General features: G+C 47.2%; 24 protein-coding genes. 9 read left to right on the top strand and 15 right to left on the bottom strand.

What is annotated here, in order from left to right:
- The first annotated feature begins 111 nt into the window (after nucleotides 1-111).
- From sctX to sctV, 3 genes are read left to right on the top strand one after another with little or no spacing between them, the layout of a single operon-like run.
- Nucleotides 112-483, top strand: coding sequence for a type III secretion apparatus assembly protein SctX (gene sctX, locus ACOMHB_RS20130; protein ID WP_422134860.1), 372 nt, complete (start codon nucleotides 112-114; stop codon nucleotides 481-483).
- A 24-nt stretch (nucleotides 484-507) separates the two neighbouring features.
- Entirely contained in the window at nucleotides 508-801 is a 294-nt protein-coding gene (locus ACOMHB_RS20135; protein WP_317145497.1) for a tetratricopeptide repeat protein, read from the top strand.
- Nucleotides 802-852: 51 nt separating this feature from the next.
- Nucleotides 853-2940, top strand: a complete 2088-nt coding sequence (gene sctV, locus ACOMHB_RS20140; protein WP_422134861.1) for a type III secretion system export apparatus subunit SctV — start codon at nucleotides 853-855, stop codon at nucleotides 2938-2940.
- A 112-nt stretch (nucleotides 2941-3052) separates the two neighbouring features.
- Here sctV and ACOMHB_RS20145 read toward each other — a convergent pair whose 3' ends face one another.
- Nucleotides 3053-3580 (bottom strand): GNAT family N-acetyltransferase, encoded by a 528-nt coding sequence (locus ACOMHB_RS20145; RefSeq protein WP_448217963.1) that lies wholly within the window; start codon nucleotides 3578-3580, stop codon nucleotides 3053-3055.
- 78 nt (nucleotides 3581-3658) lie between these two features.
- Nucleotides 3659-3964: a hypothetical protein gene (locus tag ACOMHB_RS20150; RefSeq protein ID WP_448217964.1), complete on the bottom strand. Its 306-nt coding sequence runs from the start codon at nucleotides 3962-3964 to the stop codon at nucleotides 3659-3661.
- 235 nt (nucleotides 3965-4199) lie between these two features.
- Between ACOMHB_RS20150 and ACOMHB_RS20155 the strand changes: the two genes are divergently transcribed.
- From ACOMHB_RS20155 to ACOMHB_RS20175, 5 genes are all read left to right on the top strand, one after another.
- Nucleotides 4200-4478, top strand: coding sequence for a hypothetical protein (locus ACOMHB_RS20155; RefSeq protein ID WP_422134863.1), 279 nt, complete (start codon nucleotides 4200-4202; stop codon nucleotides 4476-4478).
- Between the two features lie 167 nt (nucleotides 4479-4645).
- Nucleotides 4646-6976: a DUF1631 family protein gene (locus ACOMHB_RS20160; protein WP_448217965.1), complete on the top strand. Its 2331-nt coding sequence runs from the start codon at nucleotides 4646-4648 to the stop codon at nucleotides 6974-6976.
- A gap of 65 nt (nucleotides 6977-7041) precedes the next feature.
- Nucleotides 7042-7365 (top strand): Hpt domain-containing protein, encoded by a 324-nt coding sequence (locus ACOMHB_RS20165; RefSeq protein ID WP_422134865.1) that lies wholly within the window; start codon nucleotides 7042-7044, stop codon nucleotides 7363-7365.
- A gap of 246 nt (nucleotides 7366-7611) precedes the next feature.
- Entirely contained in the window at nucleotides 7612-8184 is a 573-nt protein-coding gene (locus ACOMHB_RS20170) for a sigma-70 family RNA polymerase sigma factor (RefSeq protein WP_422134866.1), read from the top strand.
- Nucleotides 8169-8861, top strand: a complete 693-nt coding sequence (locus ACOMHB_RS20175) for an anti-sigma factor (protein WP_422134867.1) — start codon at nucleotides 8169-8171, stop codon at nucleotides 8859-8861. Before ACOMHB_RS20170 ends, ACOMHB_RS20175 begins: the two co-directional genes overlap by 16 nt.
- Nucleotides 8862-8903: 42 nt before the next feature.
- Here ACOMHB_RS20175 and ACOMHB_RS20180 read toward each other — a convergent pair whose 3' ends face one another.
- Both ACOMHB_RS20180 and ACOMHB_RS20185 read right to left on the bottom strand, forming a co-directional pair.
- A complete protein-coding gene (locus ACOMHB_RS20180; RefSeq protein WP_448217966.1) occupies nucleotides 8904-9593 on the bottom strand; it encodes an SDR family oxidoreductase in 690 nt (229 codons plus the stop codon).
- Nucleotides 9586-10617: an adenosine deaminase gene (locus ACOMHB_RS20185; RefSeq protein ID WP_448217967.1), complete on the bottom strand. Its 1032-nt coding sequence runs from the start codon at nucleotides 10615-10617 to the stop codon at nucleotides 9586-9588. Before ACOMHB_RS20185 ends, ACOMHB_RS20180 begins: the two co-directional genes overlap by 8 nt.
- 173 nt (nucleotides 10618-10790) lie before the next feature.
- On the opposite strand from ACOMHB_RS20185, the gene ACOMHB_RS20190 reads away from it, so the two are divergent.
- The gene (locus ACOMHB_RS20190) at nucleotides 10791-11510 is read left to right on the top strand and encodes a hypothetical protein (RefSeq protein WP_448217968.1); all 720 of its coding nucleotides are present in this window, start codon (nucleotides 10791-10793) and stop codon (nucleotides 11508-11510) included.
- Between the two features lie 70 nt (nucleotides 11511-11580).
- Here ACOMHB_RS20190 and frdD read toward each other — a convergent pair whose 3' ends face one another.
- The 11 genes from frdD to ACOMHB_RS20245 all read right to left on the bottom strand — a co-directional run bounded on the left by frdD (nucleotide 11581) and on the right by ACOMHB_RS20245 (nucleotide 21560).
- Nucleotides 11581-11931, bottom strand: a complete 351-nt coding sequence (gene frdD, locus ACOMHB_RS20195) for a fumarate reductase subunit FrdD (protein ID WP_448217969.1) — start codon at nucleotides 11929-11931, stop codon at nucleotides 11581-11583.
- Nucleotides 11932-11942: 11 nt separating this feature from the next.
- Nucleotides 11943-12329, bottom strand: a complete 387-nt coding sequence (locus ACOMHB_RS20200) for a fumarate reductase subunit C (RefSeq protein ID WP_448217970.1) — start codon at nucleotides 12327-12329, stop codon at nucleotides 11943-11945.
- On the bottom strand, nucleotides 12329-13075 hold the full coding sequence (locus ACOMHB_RS20205) for a succinate dehydrogenase/fumarate reductase iron-sulfur subunit (protein WP_448217971.1): 747 nt from the start codon (nucleotides 13073-13075) through the stop codon (nucleotides 12329-12331). The genes ACOMHB_RS20200 and ACOMHB_RS20205 overlap by 1 nt, the downstream gene beginning before the upstream one ends.
- A 14-nt stretch (nucleotides 13076-13089) precedes the next feature.
- Nucleotides 13090-14892 (bottom strand): fumarate reductase (quinol) flavoprotein subunit, encoded by a 1803-nt coding sequence (frdA, locus tag ACOMHB_RS20210; protein WP_448217972.1) that lies wholly within the window; start codon nucleotides 14890-14892, stop codon nucleotides 13090-13092.
- Nucleotides 14893-15501: 609 nt separating this feature from the next.
- Nucleotides 15502-16167 (bottom strand): HrpE/YscL family type III secretion apparatus protein, encoded by a 666-nt coding sequence (locus ACOMHB_RS20215; RefSeq protein WP_448217973.1) that lies wholly within the window; start codon nucleotides 16165-16167, stop codon nucleotides 15502-15504.
- Nucleotides 16146-16853, bottom strand: coding sequence for a SctK family type III secretion system sorting platform protein (locus ACOMHB_RS20220; protein ID WP_448217974.1), 708 nt, complete (start codon nucleotides 16851-16853; stop codon nucleotides 16146-16148). Before ACOMHB_RS20220 ends, ACOMHB_RS20215 begins: the two co-directional genes overlap by 22 nt.
- Nucleotides 16850-17641 (bottom strand): type III secretion system inner membrane ring lipoprotein SctJ, encoded by a 792-nt coding sequence (gene sctJ, locus ACOMHB_RS20225; RefSeq protein WP_448217975.1) that lies wholly within the window; start codon nucleotides 17639-17641, stop codon nucleotides 16850-16852. The genes ACOMHB_RS20220 and sctJ overlap by 4 nt, the downstream gene beginning before the upstream one ends.
- Before the next feature lie 78 nt (nucleotides 17642-17719).
- Nucleotides 17720-18136, bottom strand: a complete 417-nt coding sequence (locus ACOMHB_RS20230; protein WP_422134877.1) for an EscF/YscF/HrpA family type III secretion system needle major subunit — start codon at nucleotides 18134-18136, stop codon at nucleotides 17720-17722.
- Nucleotides 18137-18198: 62 nt separating this feature from the next.
- Nucleotides 18199-18570 (bottom strand): type III secretion system chaperone family protein, encoded by a 372-nt coding sequence (locus ACOMHB_RS20235; protein WP_448217976.1) that lies wholly within the window; start codon nucleotides 18568-18570, stop codon nucleotides 18199-18201.
- 78 nt (nucleotides 18571-18648) lie between these two features.
- Entirely contained in the window at nucleotides 18649-20007 is a 1359-nt protein-coding gene (locus ACOMHB_RS20240) for a TyeA family type III secretion system gatekeeper subunit (RefSeq protein ID WP_448217977.1), read from the bottom strand.
- A gap of 59 nt (nucleotides 20008-20066) precedes the next feature.
- Nucleotides 20067-21560 carry a hypothetical protein gene (locus tag ACOMHB_RS20245; protein ID WP_448217978.1) on the bottom strand — a complete coding sequence of 498 codons (1494 nt, stop codon included), beginning with the start codon at nucleotides 21558-21560 and terminating at the stop codon, nucleotides 20067-20069.
- Between the last annotated feature and the right edge of the window lie 2 nt (nucleotides 21561-21562).

The raw sequence follows: 21562 nt of genomic DNA on the forward strand, positions 1-21562 counted from the left end.
CCCATCAATTCTAATCATTTACACAGTTTTAGAGCCAGTGCTACGGTTTACTGTCATCCAGCCGATGCTAAAACGAAGATAATCAATTCATCTAAATAGAGGCTGTGCATTATGGACGTGTCTTTTAAAAACGGTCTTTCGGGGATTTCATTCATCAATAATGATTTCATTGATAAAGATTTTCCGAAAAACAAGTCTTCTTTTAAACCCTCCGGCAAGGGTATTTCAGCCGAGCTCTGGAAAGCCCTTGAACTGGGTCGTAACTACCAGAATCGTGAAAAAAAATACGCGCTCGGCCTGACTGAAAAGACTCCTTCACTCTCCCCTGATGAACATCACATGATGACGGATATGGCCATGAGCCTTCTAAGTAAACACGCTGAAGAATGGCCCGAAGCAAAAGCAGCTCTGGCCGTATTAAAAGAGTCAAAAGAATTGCAGGAATACCTGACCATGACACGAAACGTTCTGGTCGCAGGCTAATAGCAACAATAGGGAGGAGAAACCATGAATAGGCCATTAAGACAGTGGTTACTGGCTCAGGCCTCTTATTATATGGAGTATCTACAGCCACGAAAGTCGATCGCTTTGTTGGAAGCCGTTAGACGATTTGAGCCCAAAAATCCCGATGTTTATCGAATGCTCAGCTACGCCTACCTGCAAACGGATCGACCTGAAGATTCCATCAAGGCCGCCGATACTTTTCTGCAGTACGCGAAGCCTGGAATGGATACCCGGGCTATTAAATGGATCAAGGGGCGAGCACTGCTCAAAAAGAGAAAGAAAGCTGCTGTAAAATAATCTCTTGCTTGACCAGACTGCTCTCTCCTGCAAACAGACTGGTCATAAAGCATGAATCCTGTCGTCGCAGGGCTTAATAAACTGGGCCAAAGAAATGACCTGATGCTGGCAGTCATGCTGGTAGCCATCGTCAGTCTCATCATTTTGCCCATGCCCACCGTTCTGGTGGACTTTCTTATTGCCCTTAACATGGGGCTCTCTTTCATCCTGATGATGACGTCTATCTATCTGTTATCTCCGTTGGAATTCTCTTCGTTTCCAGCAGTACTTCTGGTAACGACCCTGTTCAGGCTGGCGTTATCCATCACCACTACCCGACTGATACTTCTCCAGGCTGATGCCGGTGAAATCGTCTATACCTTCGGTAATTTTGTGGTCGGCGGCAATTTGATTGTCGGTATTGTAATCTTCCTGATCATCACGATTGTGCAGTTCCTTGTCATCACCAAGGGCTCTGAGAGGGTTGCAGAAGTCAGTGCCCGTTTCTCACTGGACGGTATGCCCGGTAAACAGATGAGTATCGACGCCGACCTTCGTGCCGGCTCCATCGAGATGGAAGAAGCACAAAAACGTCGGGAACTGGTGCAGAAAGAAAGTCAGATGTATGGCTCCATGGATGGTGCCATGAAGTTCGTTAAAGGTGATGCCATCGCGGGCCTGATCATTATCTTTGTGAACATCACAGCCGGTGTTGCCATTGGTACCATGATGAACGATATGACGGCAGGTGAGGCATTGCAGCTTTATGCCATACTGACTGTGGGCGATGGTCTGATTTCACAGATACCAGCTCTGCTGATCTCCATCACCTCCGGTATTATCGTCACCAGGGTCTCCAACGAAGACTCCAAAGATCTGGGTAATGAAATTGGTGGACAGCTGCTCGATAAACCCAAAGCGCTTCTGGTTGGGGGCGTTCTGCTTCTTGGCTTTGCCCTGATTCCCGGTTTTCCCACATTCATATTTCTAATGCTGGCTCTGATAATTGGTGGTGGTGGCTATTACCTGTTGAGGAAGGCCTCCCGCGAGATGGCTCAGGAAGCCGAAGGCGGAATTCCAGCCATGGCCGCTGCGACTGAAACAGCCGGAGATGCCAAGTCCAGACTGGATCAACAGGAAGAGTTTACACAAACCCTGCCACTGATTATTGATGTACCGACTTCCATTCAGGAAACATTGAACACCCAGATGCTTAACGATGAGCTTCTGAAAGTTCGAAAAGCTCTATACATGGATCTCGGGGTTCCCTTCCCTGGTATCCATCTTCGCTTTAATGACTCGATGATGGACAACACCTATTCCATCATGCTTCAGGAAGTTCCTGTGGCAAACGGCCATTTCAGACCGGGTTATGTCTTCGTGCGCGAAACCATCGACCATCTGGAAATGCTGAAAATACCTTATGAGCAGGAAGAAGATTTCCTACCCAGCCTCGATACGCTGTGGGCAGAAGAAAGCCAGAAAGAGAAGTTGGAAAAAAATAATGTTAATTACATGGATGCCCCTAAAATCCTGACATTCCATCTGGCACATGTATTGAAAAAATACGCAGAAGAGTTCATTGGCATTCAGGAAACCCGATATCTGCTGGAAAAAATGGAATCTTCATTTGGCGAGCTGATAAAGGAAGTCCAGCGTCTTCTACCAGTCAATAAAATCACTGAAATATTCCAGCGACTGGTCTCAGAAGACATCTCGATCAGAAACCTGAGGTCCATACTCCAGGCACTGGTCGTCTGGGGCCATAAAGAAAAAGAAGTGGTTCAGCTAACTGAATACGTCCGCTCATCATTGAAACGATACATCAGTTACAAGTATTCGAATGGTAAAAACATGCTGCCCGTATATCTTCTTGATCAAGATGTAGAAGATACCATTCGTGGTGGCATCCGACAGACGTCGGCAGGCAGTTACCTGGCCCTTGATCCATCCCAGTCTGCTCGCTTTGTCGAGAATGTAAAAAACACAGTGGGTAAAATTGGACACCTTGAACATAAGCCTGTCCTGATCACATCCATGGATATTCGCAGATACGTCAGGAAACTTCTGGAACTGGAAGTTTATGATCTGGCCGTATTGTCCCACCAGGAGCTTACTGAAGAGATCACAGTACAACCTTTGGGTCGTATATCACTTTGATCAATGCTGATAACTCAGACAGCCTATTCTCTTTAGTAGAAAGGCTGTCTGGTCAGAAAAGAAACACAGGGAATGAAGACAAATCTTCTTTTAGAGGCTGTTAAATGGAGGATTATTGAAGATCAGAGCGAACCAGACCATAAACGTATTGATCAAAGTAATCTTCACCTTTGAAAATATGTTTTCTGAGGACACCTTCGAGTTGGAAGCCGCACTTTTCGAGTACTTTTCCAGACCCCTTATTGTAATCAACAACATCGGCATAAATGCGAACCAGACCCAGTTCGTCCATAGCATACTGGGTAACCCGGCTGAGAGCTTGAGTCATTACCCCTTTTCCCCAGTGAGACTCGGATAGCCAATAGCCAATTTCAGCCGTGAAGCGATGAACATCCAGTTGGGTTACAAAGCCGATCTCACCAATGGCCTCCCCTTGATGGTCAATCACAAAACGGGTATCAGCTTCATTTTCCTTAACATGCTGAATCCATGCTCTGGCATGCTCTATCGTATAGGGGTGAGGAAAACTGTCCCTGAGATTTTTGGCCACATTCCAGTTGTTGCCATGACGAGAAAGTGATGGTGCATCACCATACAGAAAGCTTCTAACACAATATCCGTTACCCAGATCAAAGCGCATATCCATTGCCTGACATGATCAATTCATCAGGTATTCAATCGGCAAAATACTGTGTGACTGAAGAGAAGATAAGAGCTGTTACTGCCTTTTTTTCATTTTATCCAACATAGCATTAACAACGGCTCTTGCTTCATCCTGCGCATCGGGCATAGTGTCAGGGTTAAGGTCGGGAGCTACACGCCATTCAATGACTCGCTTGGCAAGTTTTCGAGCCAGAACGCCAACGATATCATCAAGGTACTTCTCATCCAGCATGGGCAAGTCCATAAACCGAAGGTGTACTAAAAGCTGCTCCGATTTGCCTTCTTCTTTCATATGGATGGCAAAATCGCCTGCGTCTGATGTGCTCTGACTGATGGTCAATGTGAAATGTTGGCCACTCATAACATTCTCCAAACATAACTAATCCAGTTGTCGGCGAAGCTATGGCAGGCTTTAAGGTATGCCCCCCCTGTTCTTACACAGATTGGAAATAAAAATCCTTGATCCATAGAACAACCTCCATTTCGCTCTCAGGTAAACTTTCAGCCCACTTAGCTACAATGAAGAATGTTTGTGGGCGATATAAGCAAGGATAGACATAACCGCTCATCAGAATATTCAACCCAGGGAGAGAACCATGATCACAAACCATGACGCTGAACCCATCCAGCCTTCCAACCGTGGTCAAGTTGAACCGACCAAGCCGGTACAGCCAATTGATGCGGCTGAGGCTGAGCGCTTTGCTAATCTCAAGAAGCAGGCAGAGATGAAAGAAGGTGAGGCTAGTGAAGTCGAAGACGGCATGATCAGCCCGGAAGAGCTTCAAAGGCAGATCAGGGAGAACCTTTTCAAAAATGGCTTTAACAAGGCTATGGAGAAAGCTCGGGAAATATCTAAAGAGTTAAAAGAGGGCTAACCCTCTAGCTCTTTTACTTTTTTTGATAGATTTCAATAGGACAAATAACTACATGCATTGGCTTGAGGCATAACCTGAGTCTGTTTCAGGCCAGTTAGACAGGCCACTCAATAAAAGGACCAGAGCCAAACTCAGATCTGATTGTCATACAAGGAGTAGTAAGATTTATGACAGGAACGTTGAGCAATGTTGTAACGCTACCGAGTTCGGCAAAACTCTCTCAGGTCGGTGAAATAAACACCGTTCTCATTAATGCTTTCCAAAAGAGGATATTCCCCCCTGTCGATCCTATTCTTACTGACCTGATTCAACATCTGGTGGAGCTTTCTGAGGCTGGCGAAAACAATGTTCAAATTATGCAGTTCATGGAAGCCAGGCAGAACCTGATAAGATCAGAAAGTGAAATCATAGAATACTTCCGGATGGAAGTATTAAAACATTTTCATGATTTTGAAGAAGAGGACAATACAAACACCTCCATATCCCAGGGTGAGTTGTCATTAATTGACAATGGCGATCTTGAGAAAAAACTGGCGTGGCAGTCTGCCGCCAGACAGCTCAGCATGAATGACCATCTTCAATACTTCAACAATATTCAAAACAGGCTGTCCGGATTAATCCATTATGAGCCGGAGAATAATCCACTGGGCGCTCAGAAGATCTGTGAGAGTTTTGCGCAGGCACTATTTCCCGCTCAGCTGGAACCGGAACTGACCCAGGAGCTGCTTTTACAATTTGCTGTCAAGATAAAGCCTGCAGTGATGGAGCTCTGGCATGAAGTAGACGATTACCTTGACTCTATCGGCCTTGAAATCAGTAAACCGGCTACAAAAATTGCAGAAATACCTGAAGATGAACCCTTTTCAAAATCGAAACACATTCAAGTATTATCAGCGGGGAACAGCAGAGATGCTGTTCCCCAAAATAAGCAAGAAGCGCCTGCACCTGATACGAGTCAAAAAACGGAAGACTCATCCCACATCTGGAATGAAGCATTCATAAATGAGCTGGCAAACAGGCTGCTTTCCAGAGTAGAAGGACTCCTGAATGCTCCGTCAAAGGCTCCTGATGCTACGGTGAGTTGCGATGCCAGTCTGTTTGCCAGCGTCGAGCTAGCCAGCACCCTGACATCTATACAAGAAGAGCTCTCAAGTCAAAATGCCTCTATCTTCAGCCTGGCAGAGTCTATAAAAAGCGCTTTGAAAGACAAAGGCTTAAAACAAAAACTATCACCAAGGCACCGTGACCTTATCAACGTGGTCGGCATGCTGTTCGAGTTTATTCTGGACGATCATGAGTTACCGGATGAAGTTAAAAAACTAATTGGCTTACTTCAGATTCCCGTTTTAAAACTGACTTTGCTGGAAGAAAATTTTTTAACCGATCGCCACCATGCGGCAAGAGAATTGCTCAATGACATGACTTCGGCTGGCATGCGTACGACACTGGAGCCAGAAACCGAGAAGCCAGTCATCGAGTTGATTGAAGGCACCATCAAGTACATTATCAAAAACTTCACAGAAAACCCTGATATATTTTCCAGTTGTCATAAAACCTTTAACGAAAAATTACTTAAAATCAGGGGGTCTATAGAACAGAATCAAACCACGACAGAGCCCAATCAGACTGAATCTGTCGTACATGAAGAGGTTGTCGTTACCGAGGCTATTGCTCCTGAAGCTGAAGCAGGCGAGGTAACCAGCGAGTTCCAGCTCATCATCTCCAATCTTATTTCTACACACCAATATACAGTACCAGAGTCCATGGAAAAGCTGGTTAATGTCGTTTGGTCTGATATTCTGGAGAGTGTCCTTAGTCACTCAGAATCAACAGACGTTTCATGGTTCGATGCCATCAATACACTGGATATTTTGTTATGGAATCTACAAACTGATCACCGTGACTCAGTCTCAACTCAGGACTGGCTTCTGTTGAAAACTATGTTACTCGACTACCTCAACAAAACCAGTCATGACCCCTTTATCGTAGTTGAGTGGATGAATGATTTGGACGCACTGATATCAATACCCAGTGAATTCCCCAGAGAAGAAGTCATTACTGTATCCCCCGAAGATTCAACAGCAGAAGAAGTGCATCCAGAACCTGATACCGAAGAGATCGTACTCCAGAGTCAGAGGTTAGATGATTCTGACCTTGAATTAGGTGCTCTTACCCCTGAAGTCGATGATAATGTTTCAGAAGATGACGAAGTCAGCGAAAAGAATACTCTTGATGAACATACCGGAGTGCAACTAATTGTAGGCCAATGGGTTGAATTCATAGGCAAGAAGGATCAGCATTTCCGTTGCAAACTCTCCTCTATCAATGCAGTCACCCATCGCTATACCTTTGTTAACAGCTCTGGGATGAAAGTTGCCGAAATGTCCGGCTATGCACTCAAGTCCGGCATAGAAAATGAGCGCATCTGTATTATTGAAGACACTCAGTTTTTCGATAAGGCTCTGCATGCCGTGATGAACAAATTCCTGAAGTTTTAGCATCTATCGACGACACATATTCTGAATGCTCTCCAGAACTGATCAAGATAAAAAGGAGGTATCCATTGATCGACCTTGGGAATCTGCGACAGCTCACCGAGGAAGATGCTCCTCTCATGCAGACGCTTCTGGATGAATTCCTGAACACCACAGAAGAAGATCTCAGGTCTCTGGATCAAGCGGTTGAAAAAAAGATGCATCAAGAGATCGCCAGCCTGGCACACCGAATCAAAGGCTCTTCTATGATTGTGGGAGCCAGCCAGCTGATACAGCTGACCAATGAGCTCGAAGAAGTCGGCAAACGCGCTGAAAATGAGAAGTTCGAATCATTACTTTCTGCTATCAAAGAGTGTTACAGCGGTGTTTCTGAAGCTATCAGAAAGCTGTAAAGACCACGACTACAGTTGTCTGACGGGAGCTGTACTCAAACCGGAAAGATCCTGCCGGATAATCTCAGCAGCCAATGTTACCGGAAGCATTCCGATGACCCGGATCAAGGCTACAGAACCACTGTTGCATGCACTCTTTGTCTGTTTTAAGACAGTCAGACAGGATACGAGTCTTTTATGGAGGTTTGATGGGAGCGATTTATCCGGTAGAGTAACGCCTCTTAACCCATAAACAGAACGTGCGGAATGAGTCTGACCTCCACCCCACTATCAACACCCTCTCCACAGAGCCTTGCTAAAGACTTGGCCAGGTGTGCCCGGGGGGAACAAAAAGCCTTAAAAAATCTTTACCAGCAGACTTCGGCGAAACTCTTTGCCGTGATCCTGCGTATATTGAAAGACAGGGAGCTTGCTGAAGACTGCCTTCAGCAGGTTTATATCAAAATCTGGCAGGCATCATCCAGCTATAACAGCAGCAAGGCTGCTCCTATGACCTGGATGAACACCATTGCCAGAAATCAGGCACTGGACCATTTGCGAAAGCTGAAACGAGAGCCCCAGATGGAAACGGAAACCCTTGACTTGCAGGTCGACCAGAGTTCCAGCCAGGAACAAATGGTGACGGACAGGCAGAACAGTCAAGAGGTTCACCGCTGTCTGAAAACTCTGAATGATAACCAGAGACGCTGTCTGGAACTAAGTTATTTTGATGGAATGACTCATCAGAATCTTTCTAACCAGCTGGAGGTTCCTATTGGCACCGTGAAAACATGGATTCGACGTGGACTGATGAGGTTGAAGGAATGCATGACCGCTTAGACCTGAGCAATCCTGATGAAAGAAATCAGGCTGCAGCAGACTATGTGCTCGGTTTGCTGACGCCCGATGAAAAAGCTCAATTTGAAGTATTGATGGCCGTGAGCCACGATGCTCAGCGTGAAGTTGATGAATGGCGAGAGCATCTGGATGTTCTGAACGAGGCTTTACTTCCTGTGAAGCCGCCAAAATATATCTGGAAAAATATTCAGAAAGCCACCAGCAACAAAGAATCATTCTGGAGCAGCCTGAAGTTCTGGCAAGGTACCGCTTTTGCCTCTGTTGCCCTGGCTCTTTTGATGGCTCTGGCGAACTTCCAATCGGTCAACCCGACAGGTATGGAGTACGTTTATGTCGTCAATAATCAGGAAAAAAGCCCCGGGTGGATTCTCAACGCATCTCTGGGCAGTAAAAAGCTGGTCATGGAGACCGTTCAGCCTGATTCCGTCCCCGAAGGGAAAGCCTGTGAACTATGGTTGATGATGGATGGTGTTGAGCCCATTTCTCTGGGAATGCTGCCTGAATCAGGCACTAAAGAGATGACGATACCCAGGGGGTGGGCAGAAAAGCTTTCCAAAGCGAAGATTGTAGTCACACTGGAGGACCAGAAGGGCGCACCCAACGGCTGGGATATGGGGCCTGTTCTGAACAAAGGAAACTGGAGTACACGGACTTATTAAACTCATAGACACTGCCTGTAAAAGCAGTGTCTAACCTTATGATTACCAGGGGATCAGGGCACCATCATAGTTAAAAAACTGACCACTGTTCTCCAGCCCAAGCCGCTCAATCACTGCAATCAGTCCTTTTATGGAGATTCGGGTATCAATCAGAGCATTGGGTCCACCCATATCAGTCAAAACCCAACCCGGGTGACAGATAGCAACACTGATACCCTTATCCGACAGATCGTGCGCCATACTCTTGCCAACAGCATTTAATGCCGCTTTTGTGGAACGATAAATATAGCTTCCACCGCTTGTGTTATCAGCGATACTGCCCATTTTGCTGGTCATCAATACAATCTTTGAACCCTGAGGCATCAATTCAACCAGCTCCTGCACCAGCAAAACAGGTGCAATGGTGTTGACCTCCATGACCTTGTGCCATTCTTCAGACTCAACTTCGCCAAATTTTACCCGCTGACCGTAGATACCCGCATTATTGATCAGTACATCGATCTGCTCTCCCTGCAACGTGTTCTTCAGATTCGTTCTCTGTGCAGGGTGGGTGACATCCAGCGGCACCGTTTCCAGCTTTTCACAGTATTGCTGCTTCAACTTCAGCAGATCTTCCGCCGACTCCGGTGCCCGACAACAGGCATAGACTTTGTCGCCTTTTTCCAAAAACTGCTTGCAATACTCCAGACCGAGACCCCGGTTTGCTCCGGTCACCACTACCGTTTTAGTCATCACTTAGCTCCTCATAAAGACTGTCCAGACGAGCCATATACTCAGACCTTTCTGAACGCTCAAGAAAACTGGCACTGAAGCTGTTTCGAATCAATTGATAAACAGCCTGATCGTCCAACCCTAACGCTTGCTGCGTAGCATAGAAATTGTCGTTGATATAACCACCAAAATAGGAGGGATCATCAGAATTGACAGTGACACAGAGTCCTTTGTCCAGCATCTGCTTAAGATTATGGTCTGACAGTCTGTCAAATACACACAACTTGACGTTCGAAAGGGGACACACTGTCAAAGGAATTTTGTTCTCAACCAGATATTGAACCAGACTTTCGTCATCCAGGCATCGAACACCATGATCAACCCGCAATACTTTCAGTGCCTTCAAAGCCCCCCAAATATACTCTGCCGGACCTTCTTCTCCTGCATGAGCAACGGCCTTCAACCCAGCGTGTCTGGCTTTGTCAAAGACCTCGGCAAACATCTCCGGAGGGTTCCCCAACTCAGTAGAGTCGAGACCGACAGCAATCATTCTCTGATGCCAGGGTTTCGACATTTCAAACGTGTTCAGCGCTGCCCCGGCACCCAAGTGTCGGAGAAAACACATAATGATGTGGCTGCTGATACCCAGCTGTTTCCTGCCATCCTGAAGTGCGGCATCAATGCCCTCAAACACAGTGCCAAATGGAATACCTCTATCGGTGTGGGTCTGTGGGTCAAAGAAAATCTCGGTATGGACCACATTGTCCTTTTGACAGCGCTTAAGATACGCCCAGGTCAAATCATAGAAATCCTGCCCGGTCTGAAGAACCCGGGCGCCGGCATAGTAAATATCCAGAAAGGATTGCAGATTGGAAAACTGGTAGGCATCCCGGACGTCGTCGATATTTTGGTAGGGGAGGCTGATTTTATTTCTTTCAGCCAGAGAAAACATCAGTTCGGGTTCCAGAGTACCTTCAATATGCAGATGAAGCTCTGCTTTGGGTAACGTGTCAATCATGGAAGAGTCTGCCTTTTCATCTGCCATTGAGGAAAGTCGGGAGTTCATTCTTGAATGAATACTGCATTTCCACGCTAAAAAGAGCTATTCTTTCAGAAGATACTCACAATACTGCTCTGCCTGCAAATCAGGCAGCGATATCAGCAAGAATGCTTTCGCTTTCAGGCGTCCTTTCTTGCTAAAAACCACGGAATGGTACTATGTCGAAAATTGATGGCTCAGGACAACCGCTCCCCCAGACACAATTTGACCCCAAAAACCCCCTTGTCGATGAAGGCAATGCGTCTGCTGATCCCGCCCAAGCGAAGAAATATCTCTCATCAGAGAAGCCAGAGTCAGGACCAGGAAACAAGTCGATTCTCTCCAGAGGTATCAAAACAACGCCCTCGGAGGGCAAATTGGCGCCTGCAGAACTGGGCATGATGTTGGAGTTTTTTAAAGAGGGTGATTTAGTCGGTGCTCAGGTGTCTATGGACCGTTTCATCAAGGACCTGGACCAACTGAATAAACTGATCTCAACCTTACCTAAAAATCAGTCAGACGGAGCCATGAAACTGTTAGTCGGCTTCGCTGGCCAGCTCACTGCTAAAGATATTGTCAGTAAACTGGTGGTTTCAGACGTTTCACTGACAGAGCAATTTGAACAAATCGGTGAGTATATGACTCGGCTGGGCACTTCAGAAAGTCCGGTCAGAATCATCGCCACAATCAAGGCCGATGAGTACCTCGGTAACAGCGGGCTTGGGCAGGATCTTCTCCAGGAGATGGTTAAGCGTACGGAAAAGGAATGCCTCTCTTCATTAAGTCAGATAGTCAACAAACTGGGAGTGAAGTTGCAGGAAGGAGAGCTATCGCCTGATCAGCAGAAGACCCTGGAGCAGCAACTTCGTCAGATTCGCATCGAAATGTCCGCTTTGTAGCCGGGCTTAGAAAGAAGAAAAGCCGTCAAACACTGTCTGACGGCTTTTCTTGATCTGAAATCTCTTTAATTCAGACCAGTACCAACATCACAGTCACCACACTCAAAACCAGAGTGGCTCCATAAAGCAGTGCTTTCAGCCCTGCCCCCGGATGAAAACCCAAATCATGCAGTCCGTGATAAATCCGATGGATACAGGCCCAGTAGGAAGGCACCAGGGCGACCAGAAGAACCAGCTGTCCAATCAGGTTATTCAGGAAGAAATCTGACATTCTCTCATAAGACAATGCTTCTGCAGGAATCACGCCCAGAGACACCGCCAGGATCACCAGAATCACAGCCGGGAAGAAGAAGGCGATTGTCGTGCCACCAGCGCCAAACAGGCTCCACAGCAACGGCTCAATATGTCTTTTCTGACTCATGACTCTCTCCCTCAAAACCGCACTAGAGCTGCAAAAATAATGACAGAAACAGCTGCCAGACCGGCATACATCAGTTTATTGACCACATTATCAGCCACCATCTTGCGAATCTGCTGAGGTAATACCCGTGGTGTCATATCAAAAAAGGTGACTGCATGAAACAGAGTCATCCCCAGTGTCACAACAGTGAACAAAATCATCAGAGGATTAGCCTGAAAGGACAGCCAGGCCTCCCAGGCATCTTTTCCCCGGGTTAGCTGAAGGATACCGAAGAACAGGTTGATACTGTATAGCGCATCGAACAGACAGGTTGCTTCCCTGACCATGTAGGTGCGGTAAAAAGGATAATCCTTATACCAGGTGCGCTTCATAGGACGCACATAAGGACGACGACTCATCACTTGCCTCCTTTACGTGGCATCAGGAAAGACAAAGCCCAGTCCTGGGCACCCTGTAACTTGTTCTGGTTGATAGCAGCAGCCGGATCGACATTCTTCGGGCAGACCTCTGAGCAATAGCCCACGAAGGTACAGGACCAAACGCCATTCTTGCCCTGAATGACTTCGGTACGCTCATCATAACCATGATCCCGCGTATCCAGATTATAACGGTGTCCCAGTGCAATAACGGCTGGCCCCGTAAACAGCGGATTAATTCCCATTTGCGGGCAGGCTGAGTAGCAAAGCATGCAATTAATGCAGCTGGAGAACTGCTTGTAAAGGCTCAACTCTTTGGGTGTCTGTCTGTTCACACCTTCTGCAACCGGTTTTTCCATTGCGTTGATGATGTAGGGCTTAACGGACTCCAGCTTTTTGATAAAGTCTTCTGCATCCACCACCAGATCACGCTCAATCGGGAAGTTAGCCAGAGGTTCTACCCTGATAGTGCCCTTGTAATCCCTCAGGAAGGTCTCACAACCCAGTTTTGGTGTTCCATTAATGACCATGCCGCAGCTACCACAGACAGCCATACGGCAAGACCAGCGATAGGCCAGGGAAGAGTCCAGTTCGTCCTTAATGTATTCAAGGGCATCCAACATGGACCACTCTTCGAGGAAAGGCACCTCAAACTTGCCATAACCGGGCTTCTCATCGCTTTCCGGGTTGTACCTCAGAATCTCGATGTTGATTGTCTTGTGACTCATTTTCAGCTCTCCCGTCACTTTGTATCAGACGCCGCAGCACTCTTTTCAACCACAGCGCCCTTCTCAGCCGCTGCACCGTAAACACGCTCTTCTGGCTGATAACGAGTAATATTGACGTTCTGGTAGTCCAAACGGGGAGCTGAGTCACCGTTGTAGTGGGCCAGAGTGTGTTTCAGGAACTTCTCGTCGTCACGGTGTTCGAAGCCATCAATCCGCTGGTGAGCACCACGAGACTCCTTGCGATTCAGGGCGCCTACAGCCATAGTTTCAGCGACAGCGAGAGAGCTTTGCAACTCAAAAGCCTGCAAGAGCTCAGTGTTGAAAGCCTTGCTGCGGTCTTCAACCCGAACGTTACGAAAGCGCTCACGAAGCTCTGCAATCTTGTCGACCCCTTCCTGCATCTCTTCGCCGATTCGATAGATACCAAAACATCGCTCCATAGTTTTCGCCATCTCATGACGAATGTGAGAGGCTTTTTCAGTACCCTTTGCATTGCGCAGGTTTTCGATGCTGACCAGGTGCATTTTCGCCTGATCCATTAGTTTTTTCTCATCGGACATTACAGCCTGTTGAGCAAACTCGACTGCTTTATCACCCGCCAGGGCACCGAATACCACCGTTTCTGCCAGAGAATTTGAGCCCAGACGGTTGGCACCATGCATACCCACGCTGGCGCACTCACCTGCAGCGAAGAGGCCGGGGATATCGGCGGCACAGTTGATATCAGTACGGATCCCCCCCATGGTGTAATGAACCGCAGGACGAACCGGGACAGGCTGATGAACAGGATCAACACCTACATAGTTTTTAGCCAGTGAGCAGATCAGCGGCAGGCGCTCCATCAGCGTCTTTTCACCCAGATGACGAAGATCCAGCAGTACGGCATCACCCAGAGGGGTTTCAATGGTATTGCCCTTGCGCTGCTCATTCCAGAAAGCCTGAGAGAGCTTGTCACGTGGGCCCAGTTCCATGTGTTTGTTCTTTGGCTGACCCACCGGTGTCTCCGGACCCAGGCCGTAATCCTGCAAATAGCGATAGCCATGCTTATTGAGGAGAATACCGCCTTCACCACGACAACCTTCCGTCATTAGAATACCTGAGCCGGGCAGACCGGTTGGATGATATTGAACAAACTCCATATCTCTCAGAGGCGCACCCGCTCTCATAGCCATGCCATGACCATCACCAGTCACAATGGCACCATTAGTGTTGAAGCGGAATACACGGCCAGAACCACCGGTTGCCAGAATCACGGTTTTAGCCAGGAAAACCTTCGGCTCACCGGTTTTAACTTCAATAGCCACCACACCCTGGACACGGCCCTCCTCAACAATGAGGTCGGTAGCGAAGTACTCGTCAAAGCGTTCAATAGCAGAATATTTGACAGATGTCTGGTAAAGCGTGTGCAACATGTGGAAACCGGATTTATCAGCAGCAAACCAGGTTCTCTCAATCTTCATACCGCCAAATGGACGTACATTAACATTACCATCCGGCTTCCGGCTCCAGGGACATCCCCAGTGTTCCAGCCGAATCATTTCTTCTGTGGCAGTCTGAACAAAGTAATCCACAGCATCCTGATCACAGAGCCAGTCACCACCCGAAACGGTATCCTTGAAGTGATTCTCGAAAGAGTCATGATCCTGAATAACGCCAGCTGAGCCCCCTTCTGCTGCCACAGTGTGACTGCGCATCGGGTAGACTTTTGAAAGCAGTGCGATATTCAGGTTTGGGTCTTTTTCTGCAACCGCTATAGCTGCACGAAGGCCAGTAGCGCCAGCACCTACAATTGCAACATCGGTCTTAATGACCTGCATTTTATGCCAACCTCTTCTGAAGGTCCGGCCTTTCAGTCAGGCAGCAGCCTTCATCAAAGCCGGACAGGAGTGAGTGAAATCGTCAGAAAGGAAACCTTTTGGGTAATGTCTGGATAAGTACCTAACCAGTTGGTTTCGCATATTCTGGACGGCGGCTTTTTCCATCCTTCTGCGTTCCAACTCTGGTTGCGCAGCTATGGCTACGCGCCCGTCGTTGCGCCTTGAAGGATGAACAAATCCACTCGCCAGAATATGCGAAACCAACTGGCAAGGTACTTACTGCCCGATGGTTGGATTTTCAATGCTCACACTGAAAACCAGTATAGCTCTGTTCAATGCTCTTTATGGCTGATGCAATGACAGTGGCCAACCAAACCCATTAACAAGTTAATAAGTTGAATATACTCACCAGGAACATCTTAAACAATCAGTTCAAATCTCATAGATATGAGTATTTATAACATCCTGACTCTCACTGACGGGGGATAGTAGAATGTCTGAACCATTATTATTCACATCAAAAAATACAGGCAAGCCAGTCTCTGAATATGACTCAGAGACTGAGAAAAAACGATCAGGGAAGTTTATACCTTTAGATATAAACCACAGTCATTGTGGCTCATCAAACATGGAATGATCGTTGGTAATACTGGTGACAGCTTCAGAGTTAATTCTTTCAAAGCGTTTTTGTAGCGCCTTGATTTGCAGATCCACACTGGCATCAACAACCCCGATATCACTCTCCATGATACAGTCACCGGTAGACAGACGCTCATCCGAAACAAGATCTATAAAGCCTACACCTTTGTATTCCCCCAGTATTTCATTGAGTCTTGTTTTAACCATCTTGAATTGACTGGGAGGGATACGTATGGTGACTTGCTTCTCATTTCTGACGTGCTGTAGTGCATTTTTAACCAGACTTACGGCAAGTTCTTCCTGATCATATTCACCAATTATTTTTTTAATCCCCGACATTAAAATATCAGCCAGGGCTTTCTCCACTTCTGAGAGATAGTTTATGGTTCGACTGACAACTTTAAGCATCTGCTCAGCCTGATCCACCTTACCTTCTGCTAAACCCTCTTCAAAACCTCTCTGCTTTTCCTTCTCATAGGCCTGACGAGACTGCTCCAGTATTTCTCTGGCATGCTCCCGAGCTTTGCTGACGATTTTTTCAGACTCAAGATAGTCTGCATAATCTTCTGATTTCAAGACTTTCGCTGACGGGTCAATCGTCAACTGTCCTGAAGTCAAACGAACAGGTGACGCCATTCTCTATTCACCTCTTTATGAGCTTTAACGACCAGTGTCTTGCACTGATTGATATCCAGGTCCAACTTCTCTGAACTCCGGTCTGGACTGCAGATAGTATCGCGAAATGAAACAGGCAGTTTTAATTCCAGCCTTTTAATAAAGGCAGGAGAACTGTCTGAGAAAGCCCTTCCAAGCACTTGAAAACCGGATTGCGTAAGATATCGTTTAAAACTATCGAGATGATCCCAGTCAATCAAAAAGCTTGGCCCCCGATCAGTTCCGATGCGACTGAAAAACTGCGCCTTTTTAACAGCGAAACGAAACCCATCCTCACCCAACGTTTTCTTTAGCAACAGCCTTTCCCGCTTACGAAGAGTATTTCGAATAACACTTTCGTTGAGAATAATACCCAAATAAAAAGCCAGTTTTGTAATGGCTTCTTCGTCAGCCAGCGCTACTCTTTTGTGCTTTTCATCAAAGTCGTAATCAAAGTCGTTGCTAAGATCAAACTCTTTTAATAAAAAATGAGACAGATGAAAATCTGCATTACCGGCCTTTCTGAGCTGTTTGACCAATGGTGATAACTTGATGGTTTGCAACCAGCTGTGATGGATAAAGCGCACCAGGTACAGGTTAAATTCAGCAATGGACTGAAACAGTTCTAATTCAGGGTCCATCTGAAGGTTTGGTTGCTCTGTGTTCATTCAGTCTTCCTGACTTTTTTCTTGCCTTTCTTCATAAACATCATCCAATACAGTGCTCCACAACCGGCAAGGGTCATGATCAAAAGAAACAGGAGCCCATAGATAACCCCTCTCAAAGCCCCGGCAGAAGAAGGATTTACCTTAACGAAAAATACCGATTCCATTTTGGGTGCAGCACTGCTCCCCTGATTAATACGGGTAGCAGGAAACAGAGAAACCGTGATTTTATCCAGGGACAGTCCTTCAATACTGTTAGACACCAGTGTTTTGACCTTTGGAATGAAACCCGCCAGCTCCAGCTCTGGTGTGTACTTGATAAACACAGAGGCCGATGAAGGGTAATTGACGTCACTCAGAGAATCCTGCTCCTGAGGCAACACCACATGGACACGAGCGGTGATGACACCATCAATCATGGATAATGTTGATGAAAGCTCCTGTGACATGGAATAGGTATAACGAGCTCTCTCTTCAGTGGGTGAAGAGATCAGACCATCTTTCGGAAAAATATCACCAATGGAAGAGTACTTCTCCTTGGGATATCCATAACCACGCAGCAACTTGATGGATCGTGAAACTTCATCAGATGGCACCATCAGGGTCACCATCTTTTCTTTATTAATGAGCTTCTCTGCAGGTATGCTCCCATCCAGCAGGATAGCCAGCATATCATTGCCTTCCTTTTCAGAAAGACCAGAGTAGAGCTCAACCTTACACCCGGCCAGCAGAAAGCTGAGACAGATGACTCCCAGGTATTTCAGAGTACGGTGCACAGTTCCATTGCTCATGAACGGGTGACTCCGGCTGTATTTCTGGATCCAAAATAACCAGACAGCTGTGCACCTGCTTCAGGACTCCGTCAGGAATTACTGATTGCGCAGCAGAGTATCAAACGTCTGGGTACTCTTACTGACAATCTTCCCTATGTAGTCCTCGGTGACCATCAGGTTGGTCATGGCCATCTGGGTTTTAAACATGTCCTGCATGGTCATGGTTTCACCAGGCTGCAGGTTGGAGACGACATTCTCTTTACCTGCTTCAACATGCTCTCTTAACCCCTGCATACCTCTGAGAATCTTATCTCCCAGAGTCAGGGCTCCCCCTTCTGGCTGACCAACAGCTGATGCAGCTTGTATTGCCTGCTGTCCATCGGCATCACCTGACAGCAAGTTGCCAAATTTATCTGCCGCACCTGCATCCACTTTCTCCGGAACGGCAAAGGTTTCGGCAGATTCAAGTGCTTTCTCTGTCAGGCCTTTTGAGTTGATAATATTTTCGGCCATATAACAGACCTCTTGAGTTGGTCACAGTTTTCAGCAGGCCGAGCCTGCCACCCTACGGAGCCCTAAGCAGCAAGCTGCTCAGATTGCCTTATTATTGCTTCGATAGCACTTTCGACGGTTGGGCGAGAGAACTGTTCATTATTGAGATAAATCAACCAGACCAGTTCCTCTTCTCCTTTCAGTCCTGCCTGCAATGGCAGCACAAGTGACTGGGTGTAATGACACTTTTTTAGCGCGTAAACCAGACTTTTGGAGGCATCGAATCGGGACAATCCCTGAACCATGTAGACAAGAACGCCCTCCTCTTGTGTCTCCAGATACAGGGTCCTTTCTGATTCAAATTCCATGCTGATCACTCCGGATACACCGAAACTGAGCCCCTCAATACCCATTCCCCGGCCGATATCCGAAACCACCTCATCGCGCCAATCCATAACTTGCTTTCCTCGTGCTAAAAAGCTTTCACAGGACCCCCTGCCTTTTATCAGCTGTAGAGTCTTTAGTGGTGGCTACTAAGATTTTTGTTCCTTCCCAGCAGCAAAAAAAGGCGTTTCAACTTTCTCACTTGATGGCAAATTCAGAGAGGCGGTTACCTCACCCAGAAAACTATCATCCAGCCCGGCATCCAGAGCCTCTTCAATGGCTTCTGACTCTTCCTCTTCAAAATTCAGAGAGGCGGTTACCTCACCCAGAAAACTATCATCCAGCCCGGCATCCAGAGCCTCTTCAATGGCTTCTGACTCTTCCTCTTCAATTTTGTTATCCAGACTGTCTGTTGCCGCAGACAGCATATTCAGTTTGGTCTCATCATTGGTAAACACTTCTTCGGGAATGGACCTGACGATATCAACGATAGAAGTCAACGCAAAAATATGAGCTTCCAGTTTTTCCAGATTCATTTTTAACGGCAATTTTTCAAAATCAGACTCTGTCACCCACTGTTGATCGACGAGATCGAGCATCTCCTCCATGAGCACAAGTCGAAGGACTTTTTCTTCAGGGAATGTTCTTTCCAGCCTCTCTTCAGCTTCGCAACAGGCATCATGAACACCCGACTGAATCTTCAGCCCTTTCATATCATCAATAATGACTTTCAATCTGACCGGTGAAGTGGAGTGAGTGGTGCAGTTCAAATCCGTCGCAAGGAGATCAAGTTGTCCCTGAATGGCTCCTTCCAGATTATCTGCTCCGTAGGTTTCTACCAGATAGCGATAAGTTGTCTTGAGTGAACCGTCATCACGCACATGATCCATCTTCGCTGAGTCAATGAGGTTGGCATAGCTTTCACGGACCGTACGAACATCAACATCAAAGCCCATCTCTTCGATCATCTCGGCTGCTGACTCAGAGATATTGAGGCCAGCCTGAATCAGTGTCGGGTTCTTTTCCCTGATGCTTTGCTGAGCCGTACGAATTTGATTGGCTTTTTCCTGGTCTCCCTGCTCTTCAAAATATTCTGCGGCAAAATCCAGTGCCGCAAATTGCTCAAGCACGTCGTCCGAAAATTCCTGGGCCTGTTTCAGAACCTGATTGGGGTTGAGATTGTTTTGATTACTGAAATTATTAACCAGATCTTTGAACGCCTGGGTTTCCTGAATAGCCTGTATTTTCTTGATGCGCTCAAGCAGCTTGTCAGAGAGTTCTGAACCATTGGAGAGTTTTCTGTCTTTGAGTTTGGTTTGCTTGAAGCGGTCAGCGACCATGGAAAGCTCTTCTGCACTGTCAAGCAGCGCAGAAGTGGCATCAGACCGAACCTGAACCGTTTGTCCGGCAACCTTGCCTTTGGCTCCCTGATTGCCTGCAACGTTCTGGTTACTCTCCAGAAACGATGGCGCTGATGCACCACCGGCCCTGTCGAGTGGAATAGTCATGTCATGCCTCCTGCATGCTGTGGACGGAACCCCTCAGAGTCTGAACGGAACGTCTCTGCTCAGCCTCGTGTGGTGGTTTTCAGCGTTTCGAACCAGGTTCGTATAATTTCATCCATCTTACTTTGCACAGTCTTCACCATGTCCTGTTGCAACTGCATCCACTCAGATGAACTCTGAGCCGAGTTTTCGTGGGTTTTCTGGTAGGCTTCATGCTCTTTCTGTCTTGCCTGGTGTTCTGAAGACCGATAGTTAAAGCCCGCAGAAATAATGTCACCAAAACCCGTCGCCATCTGAGCCTTCTGGGTAGCCAACTGCATCCTGACCTGCTTCTCAGCAGCGGAACCACCACCCTGTGCACCATTCATTGCAATCTTACCTGCACCTATTTTCATGGTACCGCTGACCACACCTGCTACCAGAGAGAAGATGGCGGCATTTCTTACTTCTCCTGCCTGGTGCAAAACTTCCTGCTTGGCTGCATCATACTCAGCAGCCCTGGTTTCTCTGGCGGTTCTTCGACCCTGAACCCCCATCTCGTGAAGGAGTTCAAACACAGTAAAAATGTCCACCAGCTGTTGCAGCACTCTGTCACCGATCGGGCTGCCTGTTGATAGTACGTTGGCGGCCTTTGCCATCTCTTGCAAATGAGCAAGCTGATTAGAATCTATTGATCGGGCAAGCTTACCTTGAGTTTTCAACGATTGAGGATCGGCCGTGGCCAGCAACACATCGGCTTCTGCATCACTAAAGCCCATCTTTTTCAGTAGTTCTTTCTGTTGTTCAGTACCAAATGTCTGGCCGTTCAACAGAGCCGTCAAACGTTCTGCCTGAGCATTGCTGAATCCTTGAGAGGCAAGGGCCGATTTATTTTTCCCGGACCCGGCCTGATGAGTTGACATCAGTGAATTGCCTTCATCATCCGGATCAGCCAGTGACAGCAAGGCATCCACCTGACTTTCACTGAAACCCATGGCCTTCAGAGCGTCTTTTTTACCCTGTAAGGCTGATTCACCGCCATGCAGGGACGCCAGAGAGTTGCCTGCATCATCCGGATCAGCCAGTGACATCAGGGCATCGAGCTGGCTCTGGCTAAAGCCCATTCCGGCGAGAACACTTCTCTTACCCTCAGCAGTTCCGAGATTATGACCATGAAGGTTACTTAAAAGACCGGCGCTGCCTTTCAAAAGATCAGCGTTTTTTTTCAGCTGCTGTTGCTGTTCCGGGCTGAGGTTGCCGCTGCGCAAACCTTCCGCCAGCTTCTGAGTATTTTCTAGAGATGACTGAGTCTGCTTACTGATATCGTTGACATCAGAACTGGCTGTTTCAAGATGGGTGGGCTTAACATCACCGGGTTTATCAAGCTCTGGTGCCCTCTTCTGTTGACCTTTCAAAACTTCGGTACTTTTGCTTTCACGGGAATATCGAAGGTTTTCGCCGTCAAGATCTCCCCGTCCGACTTCATCCAGCGGCGCTGCGCCACCTGACCCTGATGTCTGGGAACTATAGTCCACTGGCGTATTCTGTGACGCGCCTGTCTGTCCTACCTGTGACATAA

The sequence above is a fragment of the Endozoicomonas sp. 2B-B genome, assembly GCF_053470045.1.